Origin of the sequence: Bradyrhizobium sp. CCBAU 25338 (assembly GCF_028128965.1) — a bacterium.
Taxonomy (GTDB): Bacteria; Pseudomonadota; Alphaproteobacteria; order Rhizobiales; family Xanthobacteraceae; genus Bradyrhizobium; species Bradyrhizobium liaoningense.
Genome location: NZ_LFKY01000038.1, coordinates 220,975 through 236,375, shown reverse-complemented (window position 1 = coordinate 236,375; position 15,401 = coordinate 220,975). Strand labels below are relative to the sequence as shown.

15 protein-coding genes are annotated in these 15,401 nt (G+C 65.1%); 12 read left to right on the top strand and 3 right to left on the bottom strand.

The features are described 5' to 3' along the window. Positions 1–177: 177 nt before the first annotated feature. Both cysC and cysD read right to left on the bottom strand, forming a co-directional pair. Entirely contained in the window at positions 178–2,094 is a 1,917-nt protein-coding gene (gene cysC, locus ACM42_RS21280; protein ID WP_271529762.1) for an adenylyl-sulfate kinase, read from the bottom strand. Between the two features lie 22 nt (positions 2,095–2,116). Continuing rightward, positions 2,117–2,911 carry a sulfate adenylyltransferase subunit CysD gene (gene cysD / locus ACM42_RS21275; RefSeq protein ID WP_271529761.1) on the bottom strand — a complete coding sequence of 265 codons (795 nt, stop codon included), beginning with the start codon at positions 2,909–2,911 and terminating at the stop codon, positions 2,117–2,119. A 244-nt stretch (positions 2,912–3,155) separates the two neighbouring features. Between cysD and cysG the strand changes: the two genes are divergently transcribed. The 12 genes from cysG to ACM42_RS21215 all read left to right on the top strand — a co-directional run bounded on the left by cysG (position 3,156) and on the right by ACM42_RS21215 (position 14,401). Beyond that, positions 3,156–4,592: a siroheme synthase CysG gene (gene cysG / locus ACM42_RS21270; protein WP_271529760.1), complete on the top strand. Its 1,437-nt coding sequence runs from the start codon at positions 3,156–3,158 to the stop codon at positions 4,590–4,592. Then, positions 4,589–4,906 carry a DUF2849 domain-containing protein gene (locus ACM42_RS21265; RefSeq protein ID WP_028178414.1) on the top strand — a complete coding sequence of 106 codons (318 nt, stop codon included), beginning with the start codon at positions 4,589–4,591 and terminating at the stop codon, positions 4,904–4,906. Before cysG ends, ACM42_RS21265 begins: the two co-directional genes overlap by 4 nt. Positions 4,907–4,917: 11 nt before the next feature. Beyond that, on the top strand, positions 4,918–6,573 hold the full coding sequence (locus ACM42_RS21260; protein WP_271529758.1) for a nitrite/sulfite reductase: 1,656 nt from the start codon (positions 4,918–4,920) through the stop codon (positions 6,571–6,573). After that, the gene (locus tag ACM42_RS21255) at positions 6,560–7,075 is read left to right on the top strand and encodes a DUF934 domain-containing protein (RefSeq protein ID WP_271529756.1); all 516 of its coding nucleotides are present in this window, start codon (positions 6,560–6,562) and stop codon (positions 7,073–7,075) included. Before ACM42_RS21260 ends, ACM42_RS21255 begins: the two co-directional genes overlap by 14 nt. Further along, positions 7,072–7,797: a phosphoadenylyl-sulfate reductase gene (locus tag ACM42_RS21250; RefSeq protein ID WP_271529755.1), complete on the top strand. Its 726-nt coding sequence runs from the start codon at positions 7,072–7,074 to the stop codon at positions 7,795–7,797. Before ACM42_RS21255 ends, ACM42_RS21250 begins: the two co-directional genes overlap by 4 nt. A gap of 108 nt (positions 7,798–7,905) precedes the next feature. Next, on the top strand, positions 7,906–8,907 hold the full coding sequence (locus tag ACM42_RS21245; protein ID WP_370115873.1) for a sulfate ABC transporter substrate-binding protein: 1,002 nt from the start codon (positions 7,906–7,908) through the stop codon (positions 8,905–8,907). Positions 8,908–8,944: 37 nt separating this feature from the next. Then, complete coding sequence (gene cysT / locus ACM42_RS21240; RefSeq protein WP_271529753.1) at positions 8,945–9,781, top strand: sulfate ABC transporter permease subunit CysT; 837 nt, start codon at positions 8,945–8,947, stop codon at positions 9,779–9,781. A gap of 9 nt (positions 9,782–9,790) precedes the next feature. After that, on the top strand, positions 9,791–10,702 hold the full coding sequence (cysW, locus tag ACM42_RS21235; RefSeq protein WP_271529752.1) for a sulfate ABC transporter permease subunit CysW: 912 nt from the start codon (positions 9,791–9,793) through the stop codon (positions 10,700–10,702). Beyond that, a complete protein-coding gene (locus ACM42_RS21230; RefSeq protein WP_271529751.1) occupies positions 10,692–11,726 on the top strand; it encodes a sulfate/molybdate ABC transporter ATP-binding protein in 1,035 nt (344 codons plus the stop codon). The genes cysW and ACM42_RS21230 overlap by 11 nt, the downstream gene beginning before the upstream one ends. A 127-nt stretch (positions 11,727–11,853) precedes the next feature. After that, entirely contained in the window at positions 11,854–12,357 is a 504-nt protein-coding gene (locus tag ACM42_RS21225) for a CAP domain-containing protein (protein ID WP_271529750.1), read from the top strand. A gap of 78 nt (positions 12,358–12,435) precedes the next feature. Next, on the top strand, positions 12,436–13,611 hold the full coding sequence (locus ACM42_RS21220) for a patatin-like phospholipase family protein (protein ID WP_271529749.1): 1,176 nt from the start codon (positions 12,436–12,438) through the stop codon (positions 13,609–13,611). 1 nt (position 13,612) lies between these two features. After that, positions 13,613–14,401 carry a 3-hydroxybutyrate dehydrogenase gene (locus tag ACM42_RS21215; RefSeq protein WP_271529748.1) on the top strand — a complete coding sequence of 263 codons (789 nt, stop codon included), beginning with the start codon at positions 13,613–13,615 and terminating at the stop codon, positions 14,399–14,401. 132 nt (positions 14,402–14,533) lie between these two features. On the opposite strand, the gene ACM42_RS21210 is transcribed toward ACM42_RS21215, so the two are convergent. Continuing rightward, positions 14,534–15,358 carry a sulfite exporter TauE/SafE family protein gene (locus ACM42_RS21210; RefSeq protein ID WP_131871933.1) on the bottom strand — a complete coding sequence of 275 codons (825 nt, stop codon included), beginning with the start codon at positions 15,356–15,358 and terminating at the stop codon, positions 14,534–14,536. Positions 15,359–15,401 lie beyond the last annotated feature (43 nt).

The window sequence follows — 15,401 nt, the reverse complement described above, 5'->3', positions numbered from 1 at the left end:
GTCGTCCTGGCGAAAGCCAGGACCCATCACCCCAGGAGGTGGTTTGGCGAAGACTCGTGGTCCGGGACTACTGTTGAGCCCTATCTATAGGGAGATCGCGCGGTATGGGTCCTGGCTTTCGCCAGGACGACACCGTTGATGTGGCGCGGAGTGTGCTCCTTAAGCGGAACGCACCCCTCAAATATTCGCGGCGAGGTCCACGACCTCGTCGAATAGCACGCCGGTCGTCTTCAGCATGCGCTCGATCTCGTCGGCGGCCTCAGCGACCGTTCGCGTCGAGGTATCGATAACAAGCTCCGCCGCCTCCGGCTTCTCGTAGTCGTTGCCGATGCCGGTGAACGAAGCCAGCGCCCCGGCGCGAGCCTTCTTGTAGTGGCCCTTGGGATCGCGCTCCTCGCAGATCTCGGCCGGCGTCGCGACATGGATCTCGCGGAACGCGGTGTCGGCGATGCGGCGCGCGGCGGCGCGGTCCTCGCGCGCGGGCGAGACCGCGGCGACGATCGCGATATGGCCGTTGCGGGCGAGATGCGTCGCGACCTCGGCGAGGCGGCGGATATTCTCGCTGCGATCGGCGGCCGAGAAGCCGAGATCGCTGTTGAGCCCGGCGCGCAGCGTGTCGCCGTCGAGCAGGACCGGCGAGCCGCCATTGGTGAACAGCCGCCGCTCCAGTGCCTTTGCGAGCGTCGACTTGCCGGAGGCCGGCAGGCCGGTGAGCCAGACCACGGCACCATTGTGGCGGTAGCGCGCCGAGCGCTCGTCCGGGCGCAGCGCCGATTCCACCGGCACGATATCGACCGGCACGGCGCGCTGGCCGGCGTCGACGGACAGCACCAGGCCGCCGCCGGCGATGCGTCCAGAGACCTCGATCACGAGACGGCCGGTGCGCGGGTTCTCGGTATAGGGATCGGTGGCGATCGGATTCGAAAGCGAAATGTCGATCTCGCCGACATGGTTGCGGGCGATCGCCTTGTTCTCGGTGCTCGAGAGCTCGCCGGGATCGACCGCCTTCTCGATGGCGACGACGGTGGCGCGGCTCTCCTTCGGACCGCTGCGCACCAGGATCTGGTCACCCTTGGCAAGCGGCTTGTCGTGCAGCCAGAAGATGCGTGCGCGCAGCCGGCGCGTTTCGCGCGGCGCGCTGCCTGCATGCGCGATGATGTCGCCGCGCTCGATGAACAGCTCGCGGTCGAGCGTGATGCCGACCGAGCGGCCCGCGCCCTGTCGTCCCGCCAGCGGCGTCGCCGGCCAGCTCTCGACGGTCTTGATCCTGGCGATCTTGCCGGCCGGCATGATCACGATCTCGTCGCCGGCGATCAGGCTGCCGGATTCGATGCGGCCGGCGACAATGCGCCGGTCGTCGAACTTGTAGATCGCCTGCACCGGCAGCCGCAGCGCCAGCGTTTCCAGCGGCCGCGCCGGCTCGAGCCTGTCGAGCGCCTCGACCACGGTCGGTCCCTTGTACCAACCGATCCGACCCGTGCGCTCGGCGACGCCGTCGCCGTCGCGCGCCGAAATCGGGATCACCGCCGTCGGCGTCGCGCCGAGGCCGCTCAGATGTGCGGAGATCTCATCGCTGATCGCGTTGAAGCGCTCTGCAGAGAAATCGACGCGGTCCATCTTGTTGACGACGACAGCGACCTGCTTCACGCCGAGCAGGTGCAGGAGATAGCCGTGCCGCCTCGTCTGGTCACGCACGCCTTCGAGCGCGTCGATGATCAGCACCGCGCCGTCGGCCTGCGAGGCGCCGGTGATCATGTTGCGCAGGAACTCGGCGTGGCCGGGTGCGTCGATCAGGACGATGTCGCGCGAATTGGTGCGGAAGCGGATCTGCGTGGTGTCGATGGTGATGCCCTGGTCGCGCTCGGTCTGCAGCGCGTCGAGCAGGAACGACCATTCGAACGGCATGCCGCGCCGCGCGCTGACCGCTTTCAGCATTTCGAGCTTGCCCTCAGGCAGGCTGCCGGTCTCGTGCAGGAGGCGGCCGACCAGCGTCGACTTGCCGTGGTCGACATGGCCGACGATGACGATGCGCACCTGGGGACGCGTGGTGCCGTTCGGAGTGGCGGACGAAGCCGGGGTGACGATCATGTTCATGCGGGCGCTCGCGTCCTTGAGGTCAGAGATAGCCGGCGACGCGCAGGCGCTCGAAAGCGTCCTCGGTCTCGTGGTCGAGCGCGCGCCCGGCGCGCTCCGGCACTTTTGTCTGTTCGAGCTCGATCAGGATTTCGTCGATGCTGGACGCTGTCGAGGCGACCGGGTTGGTGATGTCCTGATCACCCAGCGAGCGATAGCGCTTGCCGTTCCTGGCGAGATACAGCGGGATGATCGGAATGTTCTCGCGCCTGGTGTAGGCCCAGATGTCGGCCTCGGTCCAATGCAGGATCGGATGAATGCGCAAATGCGCGCCTTGCGGCGGCGACGCGTTGAAATGATCCCAGAATTCCGGCGGCTGGTCGCGCACGTCCCAAAAGCCCTCCAGGCCGCGCGGCGAGAACACGCGCTCCTTGGCGCGCGTTGCCTCCTCGTCGCGGCGGATGCCGGCGATCAGGCCGTCGAAGCCGTATTTGGCGAGCGCCATCTTGAGGCCTTCGGTCTTGCGCGCAGCGGAGCGCGCGGCCGGCGGCAGCGTCGGGTCGACGGCATCGATCGGCGGGCAGGGCTCGACGCGCAAATCGAGATCCCACTCCTTGCCGTAATGATCGCGGAAGCGATACATCTCCGGAAACTTCTTGCCGGTATCGACGTGAAGGGCGGGAAACGGCATCTTGCCGAAGAAGGCCTTCCGCGCCAGCCAGATCATGACGTTGGAATCCTTGCCGAGCGACCACAGCAGGGCGATCTTCTTCAGTCGGGCGAAGGCTTCACGGAAGATGTAGATGCTCTGCGCCTCGAGCTGGTCGAGATGGTCCATGCTCGGGGCAAGGTCAGCAGAAAATTCTTGCTGGCCCAGGCGCTCGATGAGGGCCGGGCTGCTCACTCCGACAGCAGCGGAATCGTCCTTAAGAAGATGCATCTCTGCCACTTTGCGTTTGGAGGCGAAAATTCTATAGTTGCAGCGCGGAAGAGAAGAAAAAATTTTCTCTTTGCGCGCTCGAAACGAGACATATATAGAAAATAATTCCAGTCAACCCCGTTTGTGGGGAAGCGAGTAGCGCATGCGGTTCTTGCCGGTGTTTCTCGATCTCAAGGCCGGCCCGGTGGTCCTCATCGGCGCGGGCGAGCTTTTGCGCGCCAAGATGCGCGTGCTCGCTGCTGCCGGCGCGCGCCTCCGCGTGCATGCGATCGACGGCAATCAGGATTTTGGCCTGAGTTCCGGGGACGCGGCGCGCGTCGAACTCGCGAGCGGCGATCCGCTCACTGCCGATCTCTCAGGTGTCATCGCCATCGTCTGCGCGGGTGCCGGCGACGTCGGCGTTGCGATGTCCGTGCGGGCGAAAGCGCTCGGCCTGCCCGTCAACGTCATGGACGATCTCGAGCACTCCAGCTTCATCTTCCCGGCGATCGTCGATCGCGGCGATGTCGTGGTTGCGGTCGGCACCGGCGGCACCTCGCCGGTGGTGGCGCGGCGCGTGCGCGAGAAGATCGAGGCGCTACTGCCGGCCCGCATCGGAGAGCTTGCCGAGTTCATCGGCGGATTCCGCAAATCGATCAACGAGCGCATCGCCGAGTTTCCACTGCGCCGCCGCTTCTGGGAGCGCGTCATCGACGGTCCGATCGGCGCGGCCGTGCTCGCTGGCCGCAGGGGCGAAGCGGACGCATCGCTCAAGGCTATCTCCGATCCCTCTGAATTCGCGCGCGCCGACAAGCCGGAAGGCTCGGTCGCGCTGGTCGGCGCCGGCCCCGGCGATCCTGACCTTCTCACCATCAAGGCGTTGCGCGCCTTGCAGGATGCTGACATCGTCTTCCATGACGAGCTGGTCTCGCCCGAGATTCTCGACCGCATCCGCCGCGACACCACGCGCGTGCCGGTCGGCCGCCGCGTCGGCAAGCCCGGCATCGGACAGGACGCCATCAACAAGCGCATGATCGAAGCTGCGCAAGCCGGCCAGCGTGTGGTGCGGCTGAAGGGCGGCGATCCCTTCGTGTTCGGCCGCGGTGGTGAAGAGGTCGAAGCGCTGCGCGCCGCCGGCATCGGCTATTCTATCATCCCCGGCATCACCGCGGGGCTCGGCGGCGCCGCCGATTTCGAGGTGCCGCTTACCTACCGCCATGAGGCGACCCGCATCACCTTCCTTACCGCGCACAAGGCGCGCGATGCCGAGAACGTGGATTGGTCGACGCTGACCGACACCAAGATGACCGTCGTGGTCTACATGGGCATGACGGCGGCGCCGGCCGTGCGCGCCGGCCTGTTCGCGGCCGGCCGCTCGCCGGAAACGCCGGTTGGCGTGTTCGCCCGTGTCACGCGGCCCGATGCGCAGGGCGCGATCGGCACGCTGCGCGACCTGCCCGAGCTCGTACGGCGGATCCAAGGTGGTCCCGCCATCCTCATCATCGGCGACGTGGTCCGGCATGCCGGCTCGCTTGGCCGTCAAACCTCCAAGAAAACCCCGAAGCAAATCATCTCTGACCTCCTGGATGCAGCCGAATGACCTCCCCGCTTGAACAGAAGAAGATCAAAATCGCCGGCCCCTCGGTCGTGACCGCCAACCGCACCTGGGACGGCATTGTCGTCTACCGCACCGCCGCCAAGGGCTGGTCCGCGGAGCTGTCGGAAGCCGCGATCGTGCGCAACTCCGACGAGGCCAGGGCGTTGCTTGCGGAGTCCATCGCCGATGATGTCGGTGCGATCGGCCCCTATATCGCGCCGGTGCAGATCGGCGAGGACGGCAAGATCCTGCCCGGCAATCTGCGCGAACAGATCCGCCGCACCGGGGTCACCATCGGACAGCCGGCCCAGGTTTAAGGCACGCACTTATGTATGCTTACGACGAAATCGACCGCACGCTCGTCAACGAGCGCGTCTCGGAGTTCCGCGACCAGGTGAAGCGGCGCCTCTCCGGCGAGCTCACCGAGGACGAGTTCAAGATCCTGCGGCTTCAGAACGGCGTCTATCTGCAGTTGCACGCCTACATGTTCCGCGTCGCGATCCCCTACGGCACGCTGGCGACTAACCAGCTGCGGGCGCTCGCCCATGTCGCGCGCAAATACGATCGCGGCTATGGCCATTTCACCACGCGGCAGAACATCCAGTTCAACTGGATCAAGCTCGCCGAGCTGCCGGACGCGCTCGAAGATCTCGCCAAGGTCGGCATCCATGCGATGCAGACTTCCGGCAACAACATGCGCAACGTCACTTCGGACCAGTGGGCCGGCGTCGCGCCCGGCGAGATCGAGGACCCGCGCATCTGGTCGGAGCTGATCCGCCAGCATACCACGCTGCATCCGGAATTCTCGTTCCTGCCGCGCAAGTTCAAGATCGCGATCACCGCGTCGGACCATGACCGCGCCGCGATCAAGATCCACGATATCGGCCTGCGGCTGATCAGGAACGAGAAGGGCGAGACCGGCTTCGAGGTGCTGGTCGGCGGCGGTCTCGGCCGCACGCCGTTCATCGCCAAGACTATCAAGCACTTCGTGCACGGCCGCGACATCCTCAGCTACATCGAGGCTATCTTACGCGTCTACAACCAGTACGGCCGCCGCGACAACATCTACAAGGCGCGTATCAAGATCCTGGTGCACGAGCTCGGCATCGAGAAGTTCTCCCGCGAGGTCGAGGAGGAGTGGCAGCACATCCGCAACTCCTCGCTCCAGATCGACGACGAGGTGATCGAGGACATCCGCTCGCGCTTCACCTATCCCGCCTACGAGAAGTTGCCGCACATGCCCGACGAGCTGCGCCAGGCCGCGGCCGATCCGGATTTCGAGGCGTGGCGCAAGAACTCGGTGGCCCCGCACAAGGTGCAGGGCTATTCGATCGTCACGATCTCACTGAAGCCGACCGGCGGGCCTCCGGGCGATGCCACGGCCGAGCAGATGGACGCGCTGGCCGATCTCGCCGACAAATATTCCTTCGGCGAAATCCGCGTCGGCCATGAGCAGAACCTGGCGCTGCCGCACGTCGCCAAGCGCGACTTGCCGGCGCTGTGGAAGGCGCTCGACAAGCTTGGCCTTGCGACGCCCAACGTCAATCTGATCACCGACATCATCGCCTGCCCCGGGCTCGATTATTGCTCGCTGGCGAATGCGCGCTCGATCCCGATCGCGCAGGAGCTGACGCGGCGCTTCGCCAATCACGAGCTCGCCAATCTGATCGGCCGGCTCCACATCAACATCTCCGGCTGCATCAATGCCTGCGGCCATCACCATGTCGGCCATATCGGCATTCTCGGCGTCGAGAAGAACGGCGAGGAAGTCTACCAGATCACCATCGGCGGCCGCGCCGACGAGAACGCGGCGCTCGGGACCCTGATCGGGCCGGGCGTCAAGTTCGACGAGGTCGCCGATGTCGTCGAGGACATCGTGGAAGCCTATCTGGCGCTGCGTGAGCGGCCCGAGGAGCTGTTCATGGACACGGTGAAGCGCCTCGGCGTCGAACCCTTCAAGGAGCGCGTCTATGCCACTCGTTAACGGCGGAAAGATCGTCGACGACGGCTTCGTCAAGCTCGCCGTCGATACGCCGCTGCCCGAGCGCGGCGACATTCTCGTGCCGGCCGAGCGTTTCCTCGGCGAGGCCGAGGGCTTGCTCCAGCGCGCCGGCAAGGTCGGCGTGATCTGGCCGAACAATCGCGACATCGCTGAGCTCGTGCCGTATCTCGGCAGGATCGCGGCCGTCACGCTGGTGTTCCCGACCTTCCGCGACGGGCGTGCCTACAGCCAGGCACGGCTGCTGCGAGAACGTTACAATTACCGCGGCGAGTTGCGCGCCACCGGCCAGGTGCTGCGCGACCAGTTCGTGTTCATGCTGCGCGCCGGCTTCGACGCCTTCGAGGTCAAGAAGCAGGCGGACGCGGAAGCCTTCATGCAGACGGCCAGGCGCTATTCGGTGTTCTACCAGCCGACCGGCGATGGCCGCATCACGGCGCTGCACCGGCGCATGCAGCTGCGCCATTCCGAAGGTGTTGGCACGTGAACGCGATCGCGCCACAGGTTTCCACGGTTTCTGCGTTGCCCTCGGCGGACGAGCTCGATCGCGCTTTGCGCGATGCCTCGCCTGCGGAGGTCATCGCTGCGGCGCTGAAGACGGTCGGGCGCGACAAGCTCGCGCTGGTATCGTCCTTCGGTACGGAATCGGCGACGCTGCTGAAGGTCATGGCGGACGTCGATCCCGCGATTCCAGTGATCTTTCTCGACACCGGCTGGCTGTTCGAGGAGACGCTGGCTCATCGCGATACGCTGATCGCGATGCTGGGTCTGAAGGATGTCCGGTCGATCAAGCCGGCCGAGGAGACGCTGTCGCGCGACGATCCCGACCGCGACCTCTGGTTCTCCGATCCCGATGCCTGCTGCCGCATCCGCAAGGTCGAGCCGCTGGCGCGTGCGCTGAAGCCGTTCGATGCCTGGCTCAACGGCCGCAAGCGCTTCCAGGGCAATGCGCGCGCCGACATTCCGGTCGTCGAGGACGATGGCGCGCGGCTGAAGTTCAATCCCTTCGCCAACGTCTCGCCCGAGGAGATCGAGGCGATCTTCAGCCGTGCCAAATTGCCGCGGCACCCTCTGGTTGCGTCAGGATTTCTGTCGGTTGGCTGTATGCCTTGCACCAGCAGAACGGCCGAGGGCGAGGACGCGCGCGCCGGCCGATGGCGGGGCCGCGCCAAGACAGAATGCGGCATTCACACGATGAAGGTTTCGTAGCACGGTCGCGCTGCCACGCTGCGAACAAGAAAATCCGGTTCCGTTGACTTGAGTGCGTTTCGCCCCGAGTTATGCCTGCCGTCGATGACGCCGATGTCGTCGAGGTGAATGGAGATGGACATGATGCGCCGTATCGTTCCGCTCGCTGCAGGACTCCTCTGGGCAAGCTCGGCTCTCGCCGCTGACATCAGTTTGCTGAACGTGTCGTACGATCCCACGCGTGAGCTCTATGGCGAGTTCAACAGGGCGTTCGCGAATGCCTATCAGAAGGAGACCGGCAAGAGCATCGAGATCAAGCAGTCGCATGGCGGTAGCGGTTCGCAGGCGCGCGCGGTGATCGACGGATTGCAGGCCGACGTGGTGACGCTCGCGCTCGCCTATGACATCGATGCCATCGCTGCCAAGGGCCTGGTGGCGGCGGATTGGCAAAAGCGCCTGCCGCAGAATTCATCCCCCTATACCTCGACCATCGTGTTCCTGGTGCGCAAGGGCAATCCCAAGGGCATCAAGGACTGGGACGATCTGATCAAGCCGGGCGTCGCGGTGATCACGCCGAACCCGAAGACATCGGGCGGGGCACGCTGGAATTATCTTGCGGCCTGGGGCTTTGCGCAGAAGAAGCTCGGCTCGGCCGACAAGGCCAAGGACTTCATCGGCAAGCTCTACCAGCAGGTCCCGGTGCTGGATACCGGCGCGCGCGGCGCCACCGTGACCTTCGTCGAGCGCGGTGTCGGCGACGTGCTGCTCGCCTGGGAGAACGAGGCGTTCCTTGCGCTGAAGGAGTTCGGCACGAACAAGTTCGAGATCGTGGCGCCGCCACAATCGATCCTCGCCGAGCCGCCGGTCGCGATCGTCGACAAGGTTGCCGACAGAAAGGGCAATCGCAACGTCGCCGATGCCTATCTGCAATATTGGTACACCAGGGAGGGGCAGGAGATCGCCGCGCGCAACTTCTACCGTCCGCGCGATGCCGAAATCGCCAAGAAGTACGAAAATGCCTTCGCCAAGGTCGAATTGTTCACGATCGACGACGTTTTCGGCGGCTGGACCAAGGCACAGCGGGAACATTTTGCCGACGGCGGCGTCTTTGATCAGATCTACAAGAACTGATCAGGCGCTGTCTTAAGAGGCTTTTGCAGGGGGCCTGGTGAGCGCAGTTGCAGCACGACGCCGGACATTGCCGGGCTTCGGTCTCACCATGGGACTGACGCTGACCTGGCTGTCCGTGATCATCCTGATTCCGCTCGCCGGCCTGTTCCTGAAATCGCTCGAGCTCAGTCCCGAGCAGTTCTGGAACATCCTTTCCAGCCGCCGCACCCTGAACGCGCTCCGCGTCTCGTTCGGCCTCGCCTTTGCGGCGGCCTGCGTCAATCTCGTCATGGGCAGCATCATCGTCTGGGCGCTGGTGCGCTACCGTTTCCCGGGCCGCCGGCTGTTCGACGCCATCGTCGACGTGCCCTTCGCGCTGCCGACCGCGGTGGCCGGCGTGGCGCTGACCGCGCTGTTCGCCGAGAAGGGCTGGCTGGGCGCGCCGCTTGCCGCGCTCGGTCTCAAGGTTGCGTTCACGCCGCTCGGCATCTTCGTCGCCATGATCTTCATCGGTATTCCCTTCGTGGTGCGCACGGTGCAGCCGGTGCTCCAGGATCTCGACCCCGAGATCGAGGAGGCCGCGGGCAGCCTGGGCGCCAGCCGCTGGCAGACCATCATCCGCGTGATCCTGCCGTCGCTCGCACCGGCGCTGCTCACCGGCCTCGCGCTCGCCTTCGCCCGCGCGGTCGGCGAATACGGCTCGGTGATCTTCATCGCCGGCAATCTGCCCAACGTCTCCGAGATCGCGCCGCTCCTGATCGTGATCCGTCTCTCCGAGTTCCGTTATGCCGATGCGACTGCGATCGCGGTGGTCATGCTGGTCGTGTCGTTCGTGATCATCTTTGCCGTCAACCGGCTCCAGCGCTGGGCGCAGAGCCGGATTCCGGCGCGCTGAGGGCGGATCATGACGATGCAGATCGCCCATTCCGGCCCGGTCACCTCGTCCGACGGGAAGACCCGTGCACGTGAAGCCCTCGCGCGGGACAATCTTCGCACCGAGCCGAAGGCCGTGCGCATTGCCATCATCATGCTCGCGATCGCGTTTCTCACCATCTTCGTCGTGCTGCCGCTGGTGGTGGTGTTCGCGCATGCGTTCTCGAAGGGAATCGCCGCCTATCTCGCCGCGCTCGCCGAGCCGGAGGCGCTGGCTGCGATCAGGCTGACGCTGCTGGTCGCCGCGATCTCCGTCGGCCTCAATCTGGTGTTCGGCCTCGTCGCCGCCTGGGCCATCGCCAAGTTTGATTTCCCGGGCAAGACGTTCCTGATCACGCTGATCGACCTCCCGTTCTCGGTGAGCCCGGTGATCTCGGGCCTCGTCTTCGTGCTGCTGTTCGGCGCGCAGGGTTATTTCGGCACCTGGCTGCGGGACCATGACATCCAGATTCTGTTCGCGGTCCCCGGCATCGCGCTTGCCACCACCTTCGTGACCTTCCCGTTCGTGGCGCGCGCGCTGATCCCCCTGATGCAGGAGCAGGGCACGCAGGAGGAGGAGGCCGCGATCTCGCTCGGAGCCTCCGGCCTGCAGACCTTCTTCCGCGTTACCCTGCCCAACATCAAATGGGGTGTGCTCTACGGCGTCCTGCTCTGCAACGCGCGTGCGATGGGCGAGTTCGGTGCGGTCTCCGTCGTCTCCGGACACATCCGCGGCGAAACCAACACGATGCCGCTCCTGGTCGAGATTCTCTACAACGAGTACCAGTTCGTCGCCGCCTTCGCGATCGCCTCGCTGCTCGCAATGCTGGCGCTGATCACGCTGATCGCGAAGACCGTTCTCGAACGCCATCTGGACGAAGGACAAGACCCAAGTGACCATTGAAGTCAGGAATCTCGTCAAGACGTTCGGCAGCTTCAAAGCCCTCGACGGCGTCGATCTCAAGGTCGACAGCGGCGAGTTGGTGGCGCTGCTCGGTCCGTCCGGCTCCGGCAAGACCACGCTGCTGCGGATCGTCGCCGGGCTCGACTGGCCCGATTCCGGCGAAGTCTTCATCAATGGCGAGGACGCGCTGGCGCAGGGCGCGCGCGAGCGGCATGTTGGCTTCGTGTTCCAGCACTATGCGCTGTTCCGCCACATGAGCGTGTTCGAGAACGTCGCCTTCGGCCTGCGCGTGCAGCCGCGCGCGGTCCGCAAGGACGAGGCTGCGATCCGCGCGCGCGTCAAGGAGCTGCTCGATCTCGTGCAACTCGACTGGCTCGCCGACCGCTATCCGAGCCAGCTCTCCGGCGGCCAGCGCCAGCGCATCGCGCTCGCCCGCGCGCTCGCGATCGAGCCGCGCATTCTGCTGCTCGACGAGCCCTTCGGCGCGCTCGATGCCAAGGTCCGCAAGGAGCTGCGAAAGTGGCTGCGCGCGCTGCATCACGAGATCAACGTCACCTCGATCTTCGTCACCCATGACCAGGAGGAGGCGCTGGAAGTCGCGAACCGCGTCGTGGTGATGGACAAGGGCAGGATCGAGCAGATCGGCACGCCCGACGACGTCTACGAGAGCCCGGCGAGCGCGTTTGTCCATGGCTTCATCGGTGAGTCCATCGAGCTGCCGGTCCAGGTCGAGGGCGGTGCTGTCAGGCTCGACGGCCGGCCGCTTCGGCTCACAGCGGACGGAATTGCGCCTGGCGCGTCAAAGCTGTTCGTGCGGCGACATGACATGCTGGTCGGCCCACCCGGCAGCGGCGCCTTCGAGGGCGCGGTCCGGCATGTCCGCAATTTCGGCCCCGTGCAGCGCGCCGAGGTCGCGCTCTCGGGCGGCCAGACCATCGAGATCGATGCCCCTCGCGACAAGGAACTTCGCGCCGGCGACACCATCGGATTGGAGCCCCGCCGCTACCGGATATTTGCGGGTTGAACACCCGTCATTCCGGGTTCGCTGATGCACGTCGTCCCCGAACGACTTGCGTTGATTTTCTTCAAAATTCACCTTTCAGCCACGGTTGATATGCAACAACGGCCCCTCATTTTGGGGGCCTCGATTCATGCGCGCTGCGGCCGCAATTCTCATCACTTTGCTGCTCGCCGGCTGTGCCGGCAACGAAGCACCGGTCCAGCAGCCATCCATGTACACCGACATGGCGGTTCCGGGTTCCAAGCTCGATGCGCAGGCGGCTGCGGTGATGATCTCGCAATACCGCCAGAACAACGGGCTGGGCACCGTCGTGATCGATCCCGACCTGATGCGGCTCGCCGAGTCCCAGTCGGGCGCGATGGCGGCGGCCAACAAGATGGACCACGACGTCCGCGCGCCGCTGGCCAAGCGTCTGGCCGCCGGCGGTTATCCCGCGACCGTGGCGGTCGAGAACGTCTCGGCCGGCTATCATACGCTGGCGGAAGCGTTCTCCGGCTGGCGCGACTCGCCTCCTCACCGCGCCAACATGCTCAAGGGCGGTGTCACAAAATTAGGCATCGCGGCGAGCTATGCTCCCGGCACCAAATACAAGGTGTTCTGGACCATGATCCTGGCCTCGACGGAGTCCCGATAAGCCAGACTTGATCCGGGGATGCATTGACGCCGCGACGGAGTGTCGCCACGGTAGCTCGCCTTTTGCTATTGTTCCCTTATGGCCGATCATAGTCCGGAAATCGCAACAATCCCGACGAATGCGCAACGCGTCCTGGTTCTCCAGGGCGGCGGCGCGCTGGGCTCCTACCAGGCCGGGGCCTATCAGGCGCTGTGCGGCTACGGCTTCGAGCCGGGATGGGTGGCCGGCATCTCCATCGGCGCGGTCAACGCTGCCATCATCGCCGGCAATGAGGGCCAGACGCGGGTCAAGCGGCTCAAGGAGTTCTGGGAGATGGTCTCGGCGCCGGTACCGTGGAAGCCGATCGGCAAGAGCGACCACAGCCGCGAGTTGTTCAATTCGACCAGTGCTGCGCTGATTGCGACCTTCGGCGTGCCCGGCTTCTTCACGCCGCGCATTCCGCCGGCGCCGCTCTGGCCGCCGGGGCATCCCGAAGCGGAAAGCTATTACGACACATCGCCGCTGAAGAAGACGCTGGAGCGTCTCGTCGATTTCGACCGCATCAACGATCTGAAGACACGGCTGTCGGTCGGCGCAGTCGGCGTCACCTCGGGCAACTTCAAATATTTCGACAATTACGAGTTCAAGAAGCTCGGCAAGACCATCGGCCCCGAGCACATCATGGCCTCCGGCGCGCTGCCGCCGGGCTTTCCCTCCGTGAACATCGACGGCGAACATTACTGGGACGGCGGCATCGCTTCCAACACCCCGCTCGACTACGTGCTCGATGCCGAGGTCGAACGCGACATGCTGATCTTCCAGGTCGATTTGTTCTCCGCGCGCGGCGACCTGCCGAACTCGCTGCTGGAAGCCGCCGAGCGCGAGAAGGACATCCGCTATTCCAGCCGCACGCGGATGAACACCGACAAGAACAAGCAGCTGCACAACGCGCGCCGGGCCGTGCGCGACCTGATCAGCAAATTGCCGGACTATCTCAAGAACGATCCTTCCGTCGAATTCCTGGCGAAAGTGTCGCGCGAAAGCACCGTCACCGTGGTGCATCTGATCTACCGCAGCAAGAACTACGAATCCTCGTCCAAGGATTACGACTTCTCGCACGTCGCCATGGTCGAGCATTGGGAAGCTGGCGTGCGCGACGTGCATCTGTCGATGCGCCACAGGGACTGGCTCGAGCGGCCCCAGTCCAGCGAGACCATGGTGACCTACGATCTCACGGGGGACGTCACCGCGCCCCCGGCAAAAAGGAGCGAATAGAATGGGTAGTCTGTCAGGCAAGAACGCCGTCGTGACCGGGTCGACCAGCGGCATCGGGCTCGCCTATGCACGCGCCTTCGCTGCCGCCGGTGCCAATGTCGTCATCAACGGCTTCGGCTCACCGGAGGACATCGAGAAGGAACGCGCCAAGATCGAGTCCGACTTCAAGGTCAAGGCGATCTACTCGCCTGCCGACATGACCAAGCCCGCCGAGATCGCCGGCATGATCGCGCTCGGCGAGAAGACGTTCGGCTCGGTCGACATCCTCGTCAACAATGCCGGCATCCAGTTCGTCTCGCCGATCGAGGAGTTTCCGGTCGAGAAGTGGGACCAGATCATCGCGATCAACCTGTCCTCGGCCTTCCATGCCATCCGTGCCGCCGTTCCCGGCATGAAGAAGAAGGGCTGGGGCCGCATCATCAACACGGCGTCCGCGCATTCGCTGGTCGCCTCGCCCTTCAAGTCGGCCTATGTCTCGGCCAAGCACGGCATCGCCGGTCTCACCAAGACCGTGGCGCTGGAAGTCGCGACCCACAAGATCACCTGCAACTGCATCAGCCCGGGCTATGTCTGGACGCCGCTCGTCGAGAAGCAGATCCCCGACACGATGAAGGCGCGCAACCTGACACGCGAGCAGGTCATCAACGACGTGCTGCTCGATGCGCAGCCGACCAAGGAGTTCGTCACCTCCGAGCAGGTCGCCGCGCTCGCGCTGTTCCTGTGCAGCGACGACGCCGCGCAGATCACCGGCACCAACCTGTCGATCGACGGCGGCTGGACCGCGGAGTAAGCACGACGATGCGGTGGTGCCGTAGGGTGGGCAAAGGCGCGTTGCGCCGTGCCCGCCATGCGTCCCATCGAAGTGAAATGGTGGGCATGCTTCGCTTTGCCCACCCTACGATTCTGTCGTCCGGTCCCGGCCTCAATGGCTCCAGGCCAGCGCCGTGACGATGGCCGACGACAGGTTCAGTTCCGCGAAGACGATCCGGCCGGCGACCACGAACAGCACGCAGGCAAGCGTCAGCCGCAGCACCGTCTCGGGCACGCGCGTCGCGCTATAGCTGCCGACGATGATGCCGGGCAGAGAGCCCAGCAGCAGCACGCCCATCAGCGCCCAGTCGACGTCACCGAGCGCCCAATGTCCGATGCCGGCGACCAGTGTCAGCGGCACCGCATGGGCGATGTCGGAGCCGACGATGGTCGCCATCGGCAGGCGCGGATAAAGCAGCAGCAGCACGGTCACGCCGACCGCGCCGGCGCCGACCGAGGAGATCGAGACCAGCACGCCCAGCACGACGCCGGTGATCACGGTCGCAATCAAAGTGGTGCGCGCGTCGACCTGCTCGAGGCGCTTTCGATAGCGGTCCATGATCGACTTGCGAAAAATCAACGAGGTTGCAGTCAGCAGCAGCGCAAAGCACAGCACCAGATTGACGAGGCTGCGCTCGGCATCGCTCTTGAGGTCGAGCTTCCACAGCACCAGCAGCGTCACCGCGCTGGCCGGAATGCTGCCGCAGGCGAGCCGCAGCACCGCCGGCCAGTGCACGCTGCGCGACCAGCCATGCACCACGCTGCCGCCGGTCTTGGTGGCAGCGGCATAGAGCAGGTCGGTGCCGACCGCGGTGGAAGGGTGGACACCGAACAACAGGATCAGCAGCGGCGTCATCAACGAGCCACCGCCGACGCCGGTCATGCCGACAAGCAGGCCGACGGCGAATCCGGAAGCGACGTAGAGTGGATCGAACATATCAGGGGAATCTTAGGTTGATCTCGTCGGATGGGCAATACGA